The organism is Roseovarius sp., assembly GCF_965277045.1.
GTDB lineage: Bacteria > Pseudomonadota > Alphaproteobacteria > Rhodobacterales > Rhodobacteraceae > Roseovarius.
Genome location: NZ_OZ255712.1, coordinates 2,185,584 through 2,201,183 on the forward strand (window position 1 = coordinate 2,185,584; position 15,600 = coordinate 2,201,183).

At 63.9% G+C, this 15,600-nt stretch carries 17 protein-coding genes; 11 read left to right on the forward strand and 6 right to left on the reverse strand.

Features of this window, described 5'->3' with window-relative positions:
* The first annotated feature begins 4 nt into the window (after positions 1-4).
* Both ACQY4V_RS11020 and ACQY4V_RS11025 read left to right on the forward strand, forming a co-directional pair.
* Positions 5-406, forward strand: coding sequence for an ectoine synthase (locus ACQY4V_RS11020; RefSeq protein WP_222450846.1), 402 nt, complete (start codon positions 5-7; stop codon positions 404-406).
* Between the two features lie 4 nt (positions 407-410).
* Positions 411-1,844: an aspartate kinase gene (locus tag ACQY4V_RS11025; protein WP_428511628.1), complete on the forward strand. Its 1,434-nt coding sequence runs from the start codon at positions 411-413 to the stop codon at positions 1,842-1,844.
* An 83-nt stretch (positions 1,845-1,927) separates the two neighbouring features.
* Here ACQY4V_RS11025 and ACQY4V_RS11030 read toward each other — a convergent pair whose 3' ends face one another.
* Positions 1,928-2,737 (reverse strand): quinoprotein dehydrogenase-associated SoxYZ-like carrier, encoded by an 810-nt coding sequence (locus ACQY4V_RS11030; protein ID WP_428511630.1) that lies wholly within the window; start codon positions 2,735-2,737, stop codon positions 1,928-1,930.
* 107 nt (positions 2,738-2,844) lie between these two features.
* Here ACQY4V_RS11030 and ACQY4V_RS11035 point away from each other — a divergent pair, with 107 nt between their 5' ends.
* Entirely contained in the window at positions 2,845-3,876 is a 1,032-nt protein-coding gene (locus tag ACQY4V_RS11035) for a quinoprotein relay system zinc metallohydrolase 2 (protein ID WP_428511632.1), read from the forward strand.
* Positions 3,877-3,879: 3 nt separating this feature from the next.
* Here ACQY4V_RS11035 and ACQY4V_RS11040 read toward each other — a convergent pair whose 3' ends face one another.
* Positions 3,880-4,494, reverse strand: a complete 615-nt coding sequence (locus ACQY4V_RS11040; RefSeq protein ID WP_428511634.1) for a hypothetical protein — start codon at positions 4,492-4,494, stop codon at positions 3,880-3,882.
* Between the two features lie 163 nt (positions 4,495-4,657).
* Here ACQY4V_RS11040 and ACQY4V_RS11045 point away from each other — a divergent pair, with 163 nt between their 5' ends.
* From ACQY4V_RS11045 to ACQY4V_RS11080, 8 genes are all read left to right on the forward strand, one after another.
* A complete protein-coding gene (locus tag ACQY4V_RS11045; RefSeq protein ID WP_222450851.1) occupies positions 4,658-5,785 on the forward strand; it encodes an S-(hydroxymethyl)glutathione dehydrogenase/class III alcohol dehydrogenase in 1,128 nt (375 codons plus the stop codon).
* A gap of 7 nt (positions 5,786-5,792) precedes the next feature.
* The gene (fghA, locus tag ACQY4V_RS11050) at positions 5,793-6,620 is read left to right on the forward strand and encodes an S-formylglutathione hydrolase (protein ID WP_222451038.1); all 828 of its coding nucleotides are present in this window, start codon (positions 5,793-5,795) and stop codon (positions 6,618-6,620) included.
* 37 nt (positions 6,621-6,657) lie between these two features.
* A complete protein-coding gene (locus ACQY4V_RS11055; protein WP_428511636.1) occupies positions 6,658-7,050 on the forward strand; it encodes a c-type cytochrome in 393 nt (130 codons plus the stop codon).
* Positions 7,051-7,171: 121 nt separating this feature from the next.
* Positions 7,172-8,971, forward strand: a complete 1,800-nt coding sequence (locus ACQY4V_RS11060) for a methanol/ethanol family PQQ-dependent dehydrogenase (protein ID WP_428511638.1) — start codon at positions 7,172-7,174, stop codon at positions 8,969-8,971.
* A gap of 107 nt (positions 8,972-9,078) precedes the next feature.
* Positions 9,079-9,606, forward strand: a complete 528-nt coding sequence (locus tag ACQY4V_RS11065; protein ID WP_428511640.1) for a c-type cytochrome, methanol metabolism-related — start codon at positions 9,079-9,081, stop codon at positions 9,604-9,606.
* Complete coding sequence (locus ACQY4V_RS11070; RefSeq protein WP_428511642.1) at positions 9,590-10,459, forward strand: substrate-binding domain-containing protein; 870 nt, start codon at positions 9,590-9,592, stop codon at positions 10,457-10,459. The genes ACQY4V_RS11065 and ACQY4V_RS11070 overlap by 17 nt, the downstream gene beginning before the upstream one ends.
* Positions 10,456-11,001, forward strand: coding sequence for a PQQ-dependent catabolism-associated CXXCW motif protein (locus tag ACQY4V_RS11075; protein WP_428511643.1), 546 nt, complete (start codon positions 10,456-10,458; stop codon positions 10,999-11,001). Before ACQY4V_RS11070 ends, ACQY4V_RS11075 begins: the two co-directional genes overlap by 4 nt.
* 101 nt (positions 11,002-11,102) lie before the next feature.
* Positions 11,103-12,704: a hypothetical protein gene (locus ACQY4V_RS11080; protein WP_428511644.1), complete on the forward strand. Its 1,602-nt coding sequence runs from the start codon at positions 11,103-11,105 to the stop codon at positions 12,702-12,704.
* 51 nt (positions 12,705-12,755) lie between these two features.
* On the opposite strand, the gene ACQY4V_RS11085 is transcribed toward ACQY4V_RS11080, so the two are convergent.
* Genes ACQY4V_RS11085 through ACQY4V_RS11100 form a run of 4 tightly spaced genes read right to left on the reverse strand, consistent with a single transcriptional unit; the run spans position 12,756 to position 15,511 of the window.
* Positions 12,756-13,565 (reverse strand): quinoprotein dehydrogenase-associated SoxYZ-like carrier, encoded by an 810-nt coding sequence (locus tag ACQY4V_RS11085; protein WP_428511646.1) that lies wholly within the window; start codon positions 13,563-13,565, stop codon positions 12,756-12,758.
* Positions 13,562-14,494 (reverse strand): YncE family protein, encoded by a 933-nt coding sequence (locus ACQY4V_RS11090; protein ID WP_428511648.1) that lies wholly within the window; start codon positions 14,492-14,494, stop codon positions 13,562-13,564. Before ACQY4V_RS11090 ends, ACQY4V_RS11085 begins: the two co-directional genes overlap by 4 nt.
* Positions 14,478-15,020 (reverse strand): SRPBCC family protein, encoded by a 543-nt coding sequence (locus ACQY4V_RS11095; protein WP_428511650.1) that lies wholly within the window; start codon positions 15,018-15,020, stop codon positions 14,478-14,480. Before ACQY4V_RS11095 ends, ACQY4V_RS11090 begins: the two co-directional genes overlap by 17 nt.
* Positions 15,017-15,511 carry a DUF3280 domain-containing protein gene (locus tag ACQY4V_RS11100; RefSeq protein ID WP_428511652.1) on the reverse strand — a complete coding sequence of 165 codons (495 nt, stop codon included), beginning with the start codon at positions 15,509-15,511 and terminating at the stop codon, positions 15,017-15,019. Before ACQY4V_RS11100 ends, ACQY4V_RS11095 begins: the two co-directional genes overlap by 4 nt.
* Positions 15,512-15,600: the final 89 nt, after the last annotated feature.

Consider the following 15,600-nt stretch of genomic DNA (forward strand, 5'->3'; position numbering starts at 1 on the left):
CGAAATGATTGTCAGAGACTTCAACAAGATCACCGAGACCGAGAAGGACCGCGTCGTTTCGGACGCCAACTGGACAAGCGTCCGAATGCTGCTGGCAGACGACAACATGGGCTTTTCGTTCCACATCACCTTCCTCGAGGCCGGTTCCGAACACACGTTCGAGTACAAGAACCACTTCGAGAGCGTCTACTGCATGCAGGGCACCGGCTCGATCACCGATATCGCCACCGGCGAAACCCACGAGATCAAGCCCGGCGTGATGTATGCGCTGGACAAGCACGACCGCCACATCCTGCGCGCCACCGAAGAGCTGGTCATGGCCTGCTGCTTCAACCCGCCGGTCACCGGCAACGAGGTCCATCGCGAAGATGGCTCCTACGCGGCGCCCGAAACCGCCGAGGCGTGACCCCATGACCCACACAGTGGAAAAAATCGGCGGGACCTCCATGTCCCGCCTGCACGAACTGCGCGACACCCTGTTCATCAAGGACGGAGAGCCTCAGTATGGCCGCATCTTCGTGGTCTCGGCCTTCGGCGGCATCACCGACATGTTGCTGGAGCACAAGAAGACGGGCGAGGATGGTGCCTATGCGGCGTTCGCCGACGCCGAAGACGATCACGGCTGGCACGACGCGCTGACCCGCGCCTGTCGCGCCATGATCAAGGCGCACGAGGAAGTGCTCGAGCATCCCGGCGACATATCGCAGGCCACGGCCTTCGTGAATGAACGCATCGAGGGCGCGCGCAACTGCCTGATCGATCTGCAGCGCCTGTGTTCCTACGGCCATTTCCGCCTGAACGCGCACCTTATGCATATTCGCGAGCTGCTGTCGGGCCTCGGCGAGGCGCACAGCGCCCACGTTGCCGCACTGGTGTTGAAGCGCGCCGGCGTGAATGCCCGCGCGGTGGACCTGACCGGCTGGCGCGAAGATGGCGAAGTCACCTTGGACGAGCGCATCAACAACGCCATGTCCAGCGTCGACCCGGCCACCGAGATGCCCATCGTCACCGGCTATGCCCAGTGCCGCGAGGGCCTGATGAAGGAATTCGACCGAGGCTATTCCGAGGTGACGTTTTCCCAGATGGCCGCCCTCACAGGCGCGCGCGAAGCCATCATCCACAAGGAGTTCCACCTCTCCTCTGCCGACCCCAAGCTGGTCGGCGCCGAGAACGTGCGCACCTTGGGTCACACCAACTACGACGTGGCCGACCAGATGGCGAACCTCGGGATGGAGGCGATCCACCCCTCCGCCGCCAAGACACTGCGACAGGCCGGCGTGCCCCTGCGCGTCACCAACGCGTTCGAGCCGGATGAACCCGGCACGGTCATCGACGATCAACCCGCCGACACACCGGCGGTCGAGATGGTTACGGGCCTCGACATCATCGCGCTGGAAGTGTTCGAACAGGACATGGTCGGCGTCAAAGGCTACGACGCCGCCATCCTCGACACCCTGACGCGCCACGACGTGCGCATCGTGTCCAAGGCGTCAAACGCCAACACGATCACGCATTACGTCGATGCATCGGTCAAGGCCATGCGCAAGGTTGCGGACGATCTGGCCGAGAAATACCCCCAGTCCGAGATCCGCAACCGCAAACTGGCGCTGGTCTCTGTCATCGGGCGCGATCTCGACGGGCTCAGCACCCTGCAACGCGGCCTTCAGGCGCTGGACGACAACGGCATGGCCTCTCTGGGTGCCACCCAGGGCCCGCGCCACGTCGACACGCAGTTCATCCTCGAACGCGAAGACCGCGACCCGGCGATCAAGGCACTGCACGACACGTTCTTCGGCAAGGCGTCCGACCCTGCAAAAAAGTCTGACATCACCATCGCTGCCTGACAGCGACCTTGCCTTGGTGAAAAAGAAAAGCGCGTGTCGGCATCCAGACACGCGCTTTTTACATTCCGGCGATCAAGCGGTGCTCAGCCGTCCAGCGATTTCGGCAAGGTGCTTTCGAACACGTTACCCTCGGTATCCGTGGCCTTCACCGTCAGGTTGGCCGACCCGTTGTCGTTATAGAAGAACCGGAAAGACGGGTTTTCCGAAATCGAAATGCCCCCAGTCATCGAGAACAGCATCTCGTCGCCCTGCCGCACCTCGATCGTGTCGATGAAATGCGCCGGGATGAACAGCTGCGTGACCTGGTCCCGTTGCAGCCCGGAATAGTTCGGATGCCGGATCATGATCTGCGCCTCGCGCCGGGGCGTGGACACTGCCGCCGTCTCACCAAAGCTGCGCAGCTTCATCTGCCCCATGCCCGCCAGCGCCTGCTCGGGGTCTTTCGAGGCCGGGGCCGAACAGCCGCCCGACGCCTTCACGAACCTCCCGGTCATGAAAAGACCGTCCTCGGTCTCGGTGATCACCCGCACGTTGGAATACTGGTTCACCCGCACCCGCATCTCGAAATCGAGCGGTCCCATGCCGGTCCCGAAGGTGAATTCCCCGGCCACAGGCGCGGGGTTCTCGTCGATCACCACGGTGGCCGACGTGATCTGCGCGTCGGGATCGGTCTGCTTCAGGTGCACCGGCACGGTCGCGGCGTCATGGGCGCGGTAGGGCGCCATAACGCTGAGCGGGCCCTCCGCCTCCTCCAGCGTGGCCTCGCCCAGCACGTCATAGCGCAGATCCTGCCAGGTCGGGCTTTCGGTCAAGGGGTTCTTGACCGCCTCCTCAGCCCACCCGGCAGAGGCCGCAAGGCCGAGCGCCAGGACGGATGCAATTGCATGTCTCATACGGTCTCCTCCCGCATTGCGACCGTGTTATGCCACGAAACGGCGGCAAAATCCACTTATACGAAATGGGGCATGGACCTCACAATCGCGTGTGGCAAGATCCGGCCATGTTCGAAATCGTGGTCATAGCCTGTCTTGCACTTGCCTCTGGCGGGGCCGACCCGGCCTGCCGCGACATGCTGCTGGCGGGGTACGAGACGCCCACACAGGCCGCGTGCGAGGCGCAACTGCCCGAATTGTCAAAGAAATTCGACGACCCGCGCTGCGTAGCTGCTGGCCCCGCGCTTGACGTGACCGAGGTTGCACCGGGCGTTTTCGCCCATCTGGGCCGGATCGAGGAACCCGACACCGAAAATCGCGGCGACGTCGCCAATCTCGGCTTCATCGTGGGCGCCGACAGCGTCGCGGTGATCGACACCGGCTCCGCCCGCTGGATCGGCGAGGCGCTCTGGCGCGCGATCCGCCAGCATACCGACAAGCCCCTCAGCCACGTCATCCTGACCCATATGCATCCCGATCACGTGCTGGGCACCGACGCCTTTCGCACTACCGGGGCCAATATCGTCTCCCACGCCACCCTGCCCCGCGCGCTGGCCGACCGGCAGGCCAATTACGCGGAAAGCCTCACGCGCCTCATCGGCCCCGCGTTCGCCGGCTCCACCGCCCCGGACGCGGACATCACCGTAGAGCCCGATGCGCCGATGCAGATCGACCTCGGCGACCGCATCCTCACCCTGCACGCATGGCCCACCGCCCATACCGGCAACGACCTGACCGTGTTGGACCAGGAAACCGGCACGCTTTTTACCGGCGATCTCGTTTTCCACCAGCACACACCCGCCCTCGACGGCAGCGTCCTGGGCTGGCTCGACGTTCTAGAACAGCTGCAAACACTGGACATCGCGCGCATCGTGCCGGGGCATGGCGGCCCGGTGCTGGACTGGCCCGAAGGCGCCAAGGACCAGCGCCGCTATCTCGAAACCCTGCGCGACGACACCCGCGCCGCCATTGCGAACGGCACCCGCCTTGGCGATGCCGTCACCACGATCGCGGACAGCGAGGCCGACAACTGGCAGCTTTTCGAGGCCTACAATCCCCGCAACGCCACCGTCGCCTTCACCGAACTGGAATGGGAATAGCGCCTAGTCCTTGGCCACGCCCTGCAGCATCTGCGCGATGGCAAAGAGCCGCTTCTCGATCAGCTGCGGCGTCTCGCACAGGTAGGTGATGGACTGCTGCCGGTCGGAATAGATCACCTGGTCCCAGTCCAGCTTTTCCTCGAGCTCGTCGATCCGGTCGTAATCCGGCGCGTCAGCCTCCAGCGCCGTGTCCATCTCCAGCCGCATCTCGTCGATCTTTTCGGCCAGCGCGATCTGCCCCAGCGAGAAATCCGCGATCCCGTTGATGATCCGCGACCGGCGGGTGTTGAGCGACTTGAACGTCTGCGCGAACGCCCGGCCCAGGTTGTCCGCCCTGTCCTCCGGCCAGCGCCCGGCAAACTCCTCCGCCGCCTGCCGCAACGCGTCCATCTCCAGCCGTCGCACGGCCAGCGTGCCGGCAAGGTCCCGGATATCCGCCGCCAGCGCCGAATCCTCGACCTCGTCCTCCGGCAGCGCGATGGGCCACATCAGCCCCAACGACAGCTCTTCGACCTTGCGCTGAACGCAGGGCCATGTCGGGTCCGAAAAATCCGCCGCCACCAATGGCGCGGCGGTGCCCATGACGGCGGCGAATGCCGTTAAAACCAGCGTCCTCATACGGTCCTCCCTTGGTCCCATGGGAACATGCCCATCCATCCCCGGCAAGGGTTCACAATGGAATACCAACCAAGGTACTAATTGTGCGGCGGCATAGCCGCCCCCTACCATAACCTTGATTCACGTGCCTGTCTGCGGCGCGAACGGGAGGAAATACACTATCATGCGCACCAAAGCTGCCGTGGCCCTCGAGGCCGGCAAACCACTGGAGATTATGGAAGTCGAACTCGAAGGCCCCAAGGCCGGCGAGGTTCTGGTGGAAATCAAGGCCACGGGCCTGTGTCACACCGACGAATTCACCCGCTCGGGCGACGACCCCGAGGGCATCTTTCCCGCCATTCTGGGCCATGAAGGCGCCGGCGTGGTGATGGAAGTGGGCGAAGGCGTCACCACGCTCAAACCCGGCGATCACGTGATCCCGCTCTACACGCCCGAATGCCGCGAGTGTGCGTCCTGCCTGTCGGGCAAGACCAATCTCTGCACCGCGATCCGCAACACCCAAGGCCAGGGCCTGATGCCCGACGGCACCACCCGGTTCAAGATGCTGGATGGCACGCCGATTCACCACTACATGGGCTGCTCGACCTTCGCCAACCACACGGTCATGCCCGAGATTGCGCTGGCCAAGGTGCGCGAGGACGCGCCATTCGACAAGATCTGCTATATCGGCTGCGGCGTCACCACCGGCATCGGCGCGGTGATCAACACCGCCGGGGTCGAGATCGGCTCCACCGCGGCGGTCTTCGGCCTCGGCGGCATCGGCCTCAACGTGATCCAGGGCCTGCGCATGGCGGGTTGCGACATGATCATCGGCGTCGACCTCAATGACGACAAGGCCGAGATGGCCAAGAAGTTCGGCATGACCCACTTCGTGAACCCCACCAAGGTCGAGAACACGGTCCAGGAGATCGTGAACATGACCAAGAAGGGCAACGACCAGATCGGCGGCGTGGACTATTCCTTCGACGCCACCGGCAACGTCAAGGTGATGCGCGACGCGCTGGAATGCTCGCACCGCGGCTGGGGCTGCTCGGTCATCATCGGCGTGGCCCCCGCGGGCGCCGAAATCTCCACCCGCCCCTTCCAGCTGGTCACCGGCCGGGTCTGGAAAGGGACCGCCTTCGGCGGCGCCAAGGGTCGGACGGACGTGCCGAAATTCGTCGATTGGTACATGGACGGCAAGATCGAGATCGACCCCATGATCACCCACAAGCTCAAGCTGGAAGAGATCAACCACGGGTTCGAACTGATGCACGAGGGCAAGTCGATCCGCGCGGTGGTGGAGTTCTGATTTGTCCATCGAGGTCGTCTCTCAGAACAGGAGCTTCGGCGGCGAACAGGTCGTCTACAAGCACAGTTCCAACACCTGCGCCTGCGAGATGACCTACGCCGTCTACCAGCCTCCGCAGGCCAAGGATGGCCCGGTTCCGGTGCTTTGGTACCTGTCGGGCCTGACCTGCAACCACGAAAACGCCATGACCAAGGGCGGCTTCCAGGAACACGCGGCGCGCGAAGGCATAGCGCTGGTGTTCCCCGACACCTCGCCCCGGGGCGAGAACGTGGCCGATGACGAGGCCTATGACCTGGGCCAGGGCGCGGGCTTTTACGTCAACGCCACCTGCGACCCGTGGCGGCAGCATTACCGGATGTACGACTACATCGTGAACGAGCTCTACGCGATCATCTCGGAAACCCAGCCGGTGCAGGACCGTCACGGCATCACCGGCCATTCCATGGGCGGGCACGGCGCCATGACCATCGCCATGCGCAACCCCGACAAGTTCGAGTCGCTCTCGGCCTTCGCGCCCATCGCCAACCCGACCCGTTCGGACTGGGGCCGCAAACAGCTCAGCGCCTATCTGGGCGACGACGAAAGCACGTGGGCGCAGCACGACTCCACCCTTCTGCTGGAAGAACACGGCTGGAAGGGTGACGTCCTGATCGACCAGGGATCGAGCGACCAGTTCCTCGACCTGCTGAAACCCGAGGCGCTGGCCGACACCATGGCCAAACGCCGTCAGCCCGGCCAGATCCGGATCCAGCCGGGCTATGACCATTCTTATTTCTTTGTGCAGACCTTCGCCGCCGACCATGTTTCGTGGCACGCCGAACGCCTGCTGCAATGATGTGTGTACTGACACTGTTGACTAGGGAGACATCACCTTGACCATCCGTACCATCCTCGCTGCCGGCCTGCTGGCCACCACCTCCGCCCTCGGCTTCGCGCAAGACGTCGAAGGCGACGCCGAAGCCGGTGAAAAGGTGTTCCGCAAATGCCAGGCCTGCCACGCCGTCGGCGAAGGCGCCGAAAACAAGGTCGGCCCCGTGCTGACCGGCATCGTGGGCAAGCCCGTCGCGGCCAACGAGGATTTCGACTATTCCGACGTGCTGGCCGAGATGGGCGCCGAGGGCAAGGAATGGACGCCCGAAGAACTGGCGGCCTTCCTCGAAAAGCCGCGCGACTATGCCAAGGGCACCAAGATGGCCTTCGCCGGTCTGCGCAAGGAGGAAGAAAGAATGAACGTGATCGCGTATCTCGCCTCCACGGGCGAATAACGCGGCACGTCCGAGACGCGGGGGCTCCTTGAAGGAGAGAGCTTGGGACCCCCGCTTTAACGGTCGATACATCGACCATTCCAATGCAGCGGCAAACCGCTGCTTCCATGGGAGGACTACAATGAAGAAGCTTATGCTTTTAACCTCGGGTCTGGCGCTCTGCGCTGGCATGGCCGTCGCCAACGACGACCTTGTCACGCAGATGGACGACCCCAGCCAATGGGCGATCCAGACGGGCGACTACAAGAACCAGCGCCATTCCAAGCTGGATTCGATCAACAAGGAAAACGTGGGTGACCTGCAGGTCGCATGGACCTTCTCGACCGGCGTTCTGCGCGGTCACGAAGGCTCACCGCTCGTCGTGGGCGACACCATGTATGTCCACACGCCCTTCCCCAACATCGTCTACGCGCTCGATCTGGCCGACGAAGGCAAGATCAAGTGGAAGTACGAGCCCAAGCAGGATCCGGACGTCATTCCGGTGATGTGCTGTGACACCGTCAACCGCGGTGTGGCCTATGCCGACGGCAAGATCTTCCTGCACCAGGCCGACACCAAGGTCGTGGCGCTCAACGCCGACGACGGTTCGGTCGAATGGGAAGTGGTCAACGGCGACCCGTCCATCGGCGAGACCAACACCGCGACCGTGCTTCCGGTCAAGGACAAGGTCATCGTCGGCATCTCGGGCGGCGAGTTCGGCGTGCGCGGTCACGTGACTGCCTACAACATGTCGGATGGCACCCAGGCCTGGCGCGCCTACTCGATGGGCCCCGACGAGGACATCCTCGTGGACCCCGAGAACACGACCCATCTGGGCGAGCCTGTCGGCGAGAACTCCGGCACCAACACCTGGGAAGGCGACCAGTGGCAAATCGGCGGCGGCACCACCTGGGGCTGGTACTCGGCGGATCTCGAAGAGAACCTGATGTACTACGGCACCGGCAATCCGTCGACGTGGAACCCCTCGCAGCGTCCCGGCGACAACCGCTGGTCCATGACCGTCATGGCCCGCGACATCGACACGGGCGAGGCCAAGTGGTTCTACCAGATGACCCCGCATGACGAGTGGGATTACGACGGCGTCAACGAAATGATCCTCACGGAGCAGGAAATTGACGGCGAAGAGCGCAAGCTGCTGACCCACTTCGACCGTAACGGTCTGGCCTACACCATGGACCGTGTGTCGGGTGAACTTCTGGTCGCCGAAAAGTACGACCCGGTCGTGAACTGGACCTCCGGCGTCGACATGGACCCCGAGTCCGACAACTACGGTCGTCCCGAAGTGGTGGCACAGTACTCCACCGAGCAGAACGGCGAAGACGTCAACTCCACCGGCATCTGCCCGGCGGCGCTTGGCACCAAGGACCAGCAACCGGCGGCCTATGACCCGGAAACCCAGCTGTTCCTGGTGCCGACCAACCACGTCTGCATGGACTACGAACCGTTCCGCGTCAGCTACACCGCAGGTCAGCCCTATGTGGGCGCGACCCTGTCGATGTACCCTGCCCCGGACAGCCATGGCGGCATGGGCAACTTCATCGCCTGGGATAACATCAACGGCGAGATCAAGTGGTCCAACCCCGAGCAGTTCTCGGTCTGGTCCGGTGCTCTGACCACCGCCGGTGGCATCACCTTCTACGGCACGCTCGAAGGCTACCTCAAGGCGGTCGACACCTCCACGGGCGAGGAACTCTACAAGTTCCGCACCCCCTCGGGCATCATCGGCAACGTGATGACCTACGAGCGCGACGGCAAACAGTACATCGGCGTCCTCTCGGGCGTCGGCGGCTGGGCCGGCATCGGTCTTGCGGCCGGTCTGACCAACCCCAATGACGGTCTGGGCGCCGTGGGTGGCTATGCCGCTCTCAGCGACTACACCGCGCTGGGTGGCCAGCTGACCGTGTTCGCCCTGCCGGACTAAGCGTTACGCAACAGCCGGGGCCGGTCCTCCAATGCGGAGGGCCGGCCCCGTGCCCAGAATAAACGACGCATTATCAGTACCCAAAACAGGAAAGGTATGACCGCATCATGAGCACCGGACTCCGCTTGACACTCGCCTCGGCCCTGGTCGCACTTCCGATCACCGCCTCGGCTCAGAACTGGAGCGATCAGCCGGTCGATCCTGCAAAACACGACGAGACCGTCGCCTACGAAGAAGGCGGGCGTTACTTCAACGAAGAAGACGTTCCCACCTACAACGTGGCCGAGGACGGCACCGTAGACTGGCTGACCTTCTCGGGCTTCCGCCGCTATCACGCCGAATGCCACGTCTGCCACGGCCCCGATGGCGAAGGCTCGTCCTACGCCCCCAAGGTCAAGAATTCCGCCGTCCACATGGGCTATTACGACTTCTACGATGTCGTCGTGAATGGCCGTGGCAACGGCAACTCCGTCATGCCCCACTTCGGCGACAACCCGAACGTGATGTGCTATCTCGACGACATCTACGTCTATCTCAAGGCCCGCGGCATGGAGGCCGTCCCGCGCGGACGCCCCGGCTCGAAAGAGGCCAAGTCGGAATCGATCCAAGAGGACGAAGATGCCTGCATGGGCTAAATCCGCAGCATTGCGCGCCGCCGCCCGCCTCACCGGGTCGGCGGCGCTTTGCTTTTCGGCGCTGATGATGTCCGGGCCGGCGACGGCCCAGACCTCCGATCTCGTGTCGCAGAACGCCCTGCGCGTCTGCGCCGATCCGGCCAATTACCCCATGTCCACCAAGGAGGGCACCGGGTATGAGAACAAACTGGCGGACCTCATCGCGTCCAAGCTGGACCTGCCGGTGCAATACACCTGGTACCCGCAGGCCACGGGCTTCATCCGCAACACGCTCAAGGTCAAGCGCTGCGACATCGTGATGGGCTACGCCCAGGGCCACGAGCTGGTGCTGAACACCAACCACTATTTCAGCTCGGTCTATACCCTGATCGTCCCGCAGGACAGCGCCCTCGCCTCGGTCGAGCGCCTCACCGACGACGCCCTGAAAGGCACCCGCATCGGCATCATCGCCGGCACGCCGCCCTCGGCGCATCTCGCGCGGCACGGGCTCATTGGCAAGGCTAAGCCCTACAATCTCGTCGTCGACCGCCGACACGAGAACCCGGCCACGAACATGCTCGACGACCTCAAGGCCGGCGACATCGACGCCGCCATCCTGTGGGGTCCGCTCGGCGGCCCGCTGGTCAAGACCGACTACCCCGGCATGAAGGTCATCCCCCTCATCAAAGAGGAGTTGCCCCCGCGCCTCTTCTTCCGCATCACCATGGGCGTGCGGCAAGGTGAGAAAGTCTGGCAGCGCGAGCTCAACTCGCTCATCCGCCGTCATCAGGACGAGATCAACGCGCTTCTGGTCGAGGCCGGCGTGCCGCTGGTCAGCGACATGGGCAACGAAATGATGGAAACGGGCCAGTGAAACGCCTCCTGGTGGCCCTCGCCCTCGCGGCCGGGGCCACCACCGCAGCCACCGCACAAGACGTCCCTGAACCCTCCGACTACCGCATGGACCACTACCGCGCCCCGGTTCCTGCCACGCTCCAGGGCGGCACCGTCATCGAAGCGGAAGAGGCCCACACCCTATGGGAAGCAGGCGAAGCCGCCTTCATCGACGTTCTTCCCCGCGCGCCGAAACCCGAGAACCTGCCCGAAGGCACCATCTGGCGTGACAAGCCCCGTTCCAGCATCCCCGGCGCGGTGTGGCTTCCCAATGTCGGATATGGCGCAATCGCCGATGTCACCGCGGATTACTTCCGCGCCGGGCTCGATCACGCCACAGGAGACGACCCCGTCCACCCGGTGGTTTTCTTCTGCCTCGAAGACTGCTGGATGAGCTGGAACGCCGCGAAACGCGCAATCGAATGGAACCATTCGAACGTCTACTGGTTCCCCGATGGTACGGACGGGTGGGCGTTTCATGATTTTCCACTGGAAGAAGTTAAGCCGTTCCCCACCCCCTGACAGGCGAATAGACGCCGTGAATTTGCCGTTGGGCCGGGTCGTCCCATATGGTTCGGAAACGACTCACGCAACGAAAACACTTAGACCTGGGAGTGGAAACATTGAATGACAAGTTGATTTACGGGGTCCTGATCGCGGCCGTCGCCGTGCTTCTGGCAGTGGCAGCCCTGCGCCCGAAACCCGAGCCGCTGGGCGACCAGACCGCCCAGGCCAGCAGCGAAACCTCTGAGGAACAAGCTGCGTCTTCCGAAAGCGGCAGCGAAGGCTCCGAAGAGCAAGCCGCCTCCGCCGAAAGCGACAGCGAAGGCTCCGAAGAGCAAGCCGCCTCCTCCGAAAGCGACAGCGAAGGCTCCGAGGAGCAAGCCGCCTCCGCCGAGAGCAACAGCGAAGGTTCCGAAGAGCAAGCTGCGTCCTCCGAAAGCGACAGCGAAGGTTCCGAGGAACAAGCCGCCTCCTCGGAGAGCGGCAACGAAGGTTCCGAAGAGCAAGCCGCCTCCTCCGAAAGCGGCAGCGAAGGTTCCGAAGAGCAAGCCGCATCGTCCGAGAGCGACAGCGAAGGCTCCGAAGAGCAAGCCGCCTCCTCCGAGAGCGACAGCGAAGGTTCCGAGGAACAAGCCGCCTCCTCCGAAAGCGACAGCGAAGGCTCCGAGGAGCAAGCTGCCTCCGCCGAAAGCGACAGCGAAGGCTCCGAAGAGCAGGCCGCCTCCTCCGAGAGCGACAGCGAAGGCTCCGAAGAACAAGCCGCCGCATCCGAGAGCGGCAGCGAAGGCTCCGAAGAACAAGCCGCCTCCTCCGAGAGCGACAACGAAGGCTCCGAAGAGCAAGCTGCCTCCACCGAGAGCGACAGCGAAGGTTCCGAAGAGCAGGCCGCCTCCTCCGAAAGCGACAGCGAAGGCTCCGAAGAACAAGCCGCCGCGTCCGAAAGCGACAGCGAAGGTTCCGAGGACCAAGCCGCCGCATCGGAGAGCGACAGCGAAGGTTCCGAAGACCAAGCCGCCGCATCCGAGAGCGGCAGCGAAGGCTCCGAAGAGCAAGCCGCCGCATCGGAGAGCGAGAGCGAAGGTTCCGAGGAACAAGCCGCCTCGTCCGAGAGCGACAGCGAAGGCTCCGAGGGACAGGCCGCGTCTTCCGAGAGCGGCAGCGAAGGCTCAGAAGAGCAAGCCGCCTCCTCCGAGAGCGGCAGCGAAGGTTCCGAAGAGCAAGCCGCATCTTCAGAAAGCGATAGCGAAGGCTCCGAAGAGCAAGCCGAGTCTTCCGAGAGCGACAGCGAAGGCTCCGAAGAGCAAGCCGCATCTTCAGAAAGCAGCAGCGAAGGTTCAGAGGAACAAGCTGCCGCATCCGAAAGCGACAGCGAAGGCTCCGAGGGCGCTCAGTCCAGCACTGACAAGATCGCCGCGCTCGAAGAACGGGTCGCAGCACTCGAGGCTCAGCTCAGCGAAGGCGGTTCAGGCTCCGGCGACAGCGGCTCCGCATCGGGCGAAGACACCGAAACCTTCGGTGTCGGCTCCACCGCGGTCCTCAACGATGGCGACATCCGCATCTTCGTCAGCTCCATCGCCGACGACACCGTGCGCTTTGCGGTCAACGGCTTCAACGTGCAATCCGCAGAGTCCGGCTCGGAAGTCGAGCTTGAAAACGGCTGCACGTTGACCGTCGAAAACGTGGAGAACAAGACCGCACGCTTCGCCACGGCCTGCGAGTAACTTCCAACGACAGACCCTGGGCGCGCAGCAAGTGCCCGGGGTCAGCCCGTCTCAGTATCCTGTCAGTTTCTTGTGCGCGTGTGTGACGGTGCCATCGGTATCCGTCATGGTCACGTCCACCGCCTGCGCCCGGCTCGGCACCGACAGCGCCACCTGCGGGTTCTCCGAAAGCGAAATCGACCCCGTCATCTCGACATATCCCGCACCGTCCAGGTCGATCTCGACCGTCTCGACATAACGCATGGGCAAGAACAGCAGCGTGATCTGGTCCATCTGCATCCCCGAATGCGACGGGTGCGAAATGTCCACGTCCATCCGGTTCAGACGGTTCGCCAGCTTGTCCGCCGCACTCTGCCCCAGGCCCGTCAGCCGACCGGCCAGCTCGATCTGCATCCGCCCCAGCGTTTCCAGCGCAAGCTTCGGGTCGGTGCCCGGCGGCGCCGCGCAGGCTCCCTGCCCCGAGGTCTTGACGAAGGCCTCAGAGACGAAGAGCCGCCCATCGGTCGTCTCGGCCACCACGTGCAACGGCGTCGGCCCGTTGATCCGCATGGTCACGTCGAAAAAGAAGGCGTGCAGCGGCGCATCCAGGTCAAAGACCGCCGACACCGGCATCGGGTTCTCGTCGATCACCAGCGTCACGCTGGCAATCTCGGTCCCCTCCGGCGCCACAACATGCGCGGCCAGTTGCGTGCGCGCATCGTTGTCGGTCCGATACGGCGCGTCGATGGCGATCACCTGCGCACCGTCCAAGAGCGCCCGCTCGCCGTAGATCTCGGCGCTCAGATCCTCCCACGTCCCGGCCAGCGCCGGCACCGCCATCAGGCACAGCGCCCCCAAGGCGCGCATGGATGTTGCAATCATTCCGTGTCTCCTCCCGACAGGAATATGCCAAAGGCCCGCGGGCCGTCGCATGTCTCCACGTCATATATCACGTTCAGCGTTCGGGCGTCCATCACGGTCACCGTGTTCTCGAACCAGTTGGCAAAGACCACGCGCGTCCCATCCGCCGTGGCGTCGATCCCCTCGGGATATTCACCCACGCTGACGTCCTCCACCGGCATGAGCGTCTCAAGGTCGATCACGCTCAAGGAATTCGCATACTGGTTGGTCACGAACGCCCGCCCGCCTGCAAAGGCCACGCCATAAGGCCGCTGACCCACCGGCACCGTGGCGACCACCGCGCCGGCTCCCGAATCCACGACGCTCACGTCATTGCTGCCCACGTTGCCCACGAAGAGCCGCCCGTCCGGCGCGAACCCCAACCCATAGGGCCGCTCGCCCACATCCACCCGGTGCAGAACCTCCAAAGTCTCGGCATCCCAAACCGACACCCGGTCGGCATCCTTCTCGGCACTGGCCAAAATCCGCCCATCGCCCGACAGCGCGATCCCCGCCGGCTCAGCCCCGGTCTCAAGCTCCTGCAAAACTTCAAGGCTTTCAGCATCCAGCACCCAAAGCCGCGCATTATACCAGTCCGACACGAACAGCCGCCCGCGCGCGGCATCCAGCGCCACGCCGGTCGGCCCGCCATCCAATATCGTTTCATTCAAAAGCCTGCCGGTGGGCGAAAACCGCCGCACGGTCTTGGTATCCGGGGAGACGGAATAGACCGCATCGCCACCAACGGCGACCCCGGCAGGCTTGCCCGCCACGTCCCAGCGATCGATCTCGACCCCTCGGGCCACGTCAATCACGCTCAACGCATCGGCAGGCTGACAGGTGACAAAGGCGGTCTGCCCGGCCACCGGCGTGGCCAGGCAAAGCGCCAGCGCATTAAGAGCCCGGCTCACCGAACCTCTCGGTCAGGGCATCCAGCCCCGCCTGGTAGACGCCGCTCACCGCCGCAATCGCCGCCTCGTCGTTCAGTTCGGGCGGCGGTTCGTTGTTCGGATAGCCGCGATAGAACGCGCCCCGCCATTCCACGATCGACCCGCCCCCGTCACGCGGCTTCACCGTCAGGTGGGACGAGTAGTTCGTCACCGGCAGCACCTCGACCGCGACCTCGGTGATCCGGTAGGAATAGCTCATCTTCTCGGCGTCGTACTTGTAGAGGATCTCGTCGATGGTCGGCCCACCTTCCTCGCCCAGCGTCAGCACGCGCGTGGCGTCAACCTCGTTGCCGCCCTCTCCTTCGGTCGCATGCACCGCCGGGTGCCAGGACATGTCCTGGAAATTCCCGATCGCCTCCCAGACCTCCGCCGGCTCCGCCGCCACGTCGGTGGTCAGCGTCACCTTCTGCCGCGTCGGCCCGTGCGCCAACGCCATGCCCGGCAGCATCAGCGCCGTCAGGCTCGCCATGAACACTCGTCTTCTCATGTATCTTCCTCCCTGAAGATTCGGTTTTTCAAGATTTGTCGCATCCCCCGCGCCCAGATCTCGTCGGTGCTGCCGCGCACGCTGACGCTGCCGCCCTTCACGATCTCGCCGCTGGCGGCATCCTTCAACTGCACCGCGATGGACACCAGCACCGGCGACACCTTGTTGATCTCGCCCACAAGGATGAACTCTGCGCCCAGCGTCCCGGCCATGCGAATATCGCATCCGTAACAGCTCGCCGGGTTGCTAACCCGCTCAAGCTCCTCCGCCACCGGCGCAAGGTCCACCAGCGTGTAGCCCTCGATCTCGAATCGCTCCGCGAGCATCCCTTCCAGCATCTCCACGCGGGCCAGATCAGCGGCTTCCGGCCCCCCGGCCATCAGCGACGAAGATTGCGTTGTCTCGTCCGAACTGTCCTCCAGATGCAGCCCGAAAAAGGCCACCTCCCCTTGCGCGTACGCAGCCGGGGCGAAAGCCAGGAACAGGAACAATATCAATCGCATACGGACGTTCTTAGAAGTTAAGAGTCGCCCTTCATTCTGCGTTGCGTACAGTGATTGCGAAACACGGCAATTGGTAT

Coding starts and splice junctions, on each gene's coding strand:
- ACQY4V_RS11020 (WP_222450846.1), top strand. CDS start 5: ATGATTGTCAGAGACTTCAACAAGATCACCGAGACCGAGAAGGACCGC.
- ACQY4V_RS11025 (WP_428511628.1), top strand. CDS start 411: ATGACCCACACAGTGGAAAAAATCGGCGGGACCTCCATGTCCCGCCTG.
- ACQY4V_RS11030 (WP_428511630.1), bottom strand. CDS start 2,737: ATGAGACATGCAATTGCATCCGTCCTGGCGCTCGGCCTTGCGGCCTCT.
- ACQY4V_RS11035 (WP_428511632.1), top strand. CDS start 2,845: ATGTTCGAAATCGTGGTCATAGCCTGTCTTGCACTTGCCTCTGGCGGG.
- ACQY4V_RS11040 (WP_428511634.1), bottom strand. CDS start 4,494: ATGAGGACGCTGGTTTTAACGGCATTCGCCGCCGTCATGGGCACCGCC.
- ACQY4V_RS11045 (WP_222450851.1), top strand. CDS start 4,658: ATGCGCACCAAAGCTGCCGTGGCCCTCGAGGCCGGCAAACCACTGGAG.
- ACQY4V_RS11060 (WP_428511638.1), top strand. CDS start 7,172: ATGAAGAAGCTTATGCTTTTAACCTCGGGTCTGGCGCTCTGCGCTGGC.
- ACQY4V_RS11065 (WP_428511640.1), top strand. CDS start 9,079: ATGAGCACCGGACTCCGCTTGACACTCGCCTCGGCCCTGGTCGCACTT.
- ACQY4V_RS11070 (WP_428511642.1), top strand. CDS start 9,590: ATGCCTGCATGGGCTAAATCCGCAGCATTGCGCGCCGCCGCCCGCCTC.
- ACQY4V_RS11085 (WP_428511646.1), bottom strand. CDS start 13,565: ATGATTGCAACATCCATGCGCGCCTTGGGGGCGCTGTGCCTGATGGCG.
- ACQY4V_RS11095 (WP_428511650.1), bottom strand. CDS start 15,020: ATGAGAAGACGAGTGTTCATGGCGAGCCTGACGGCGCTGATGCTGCCG.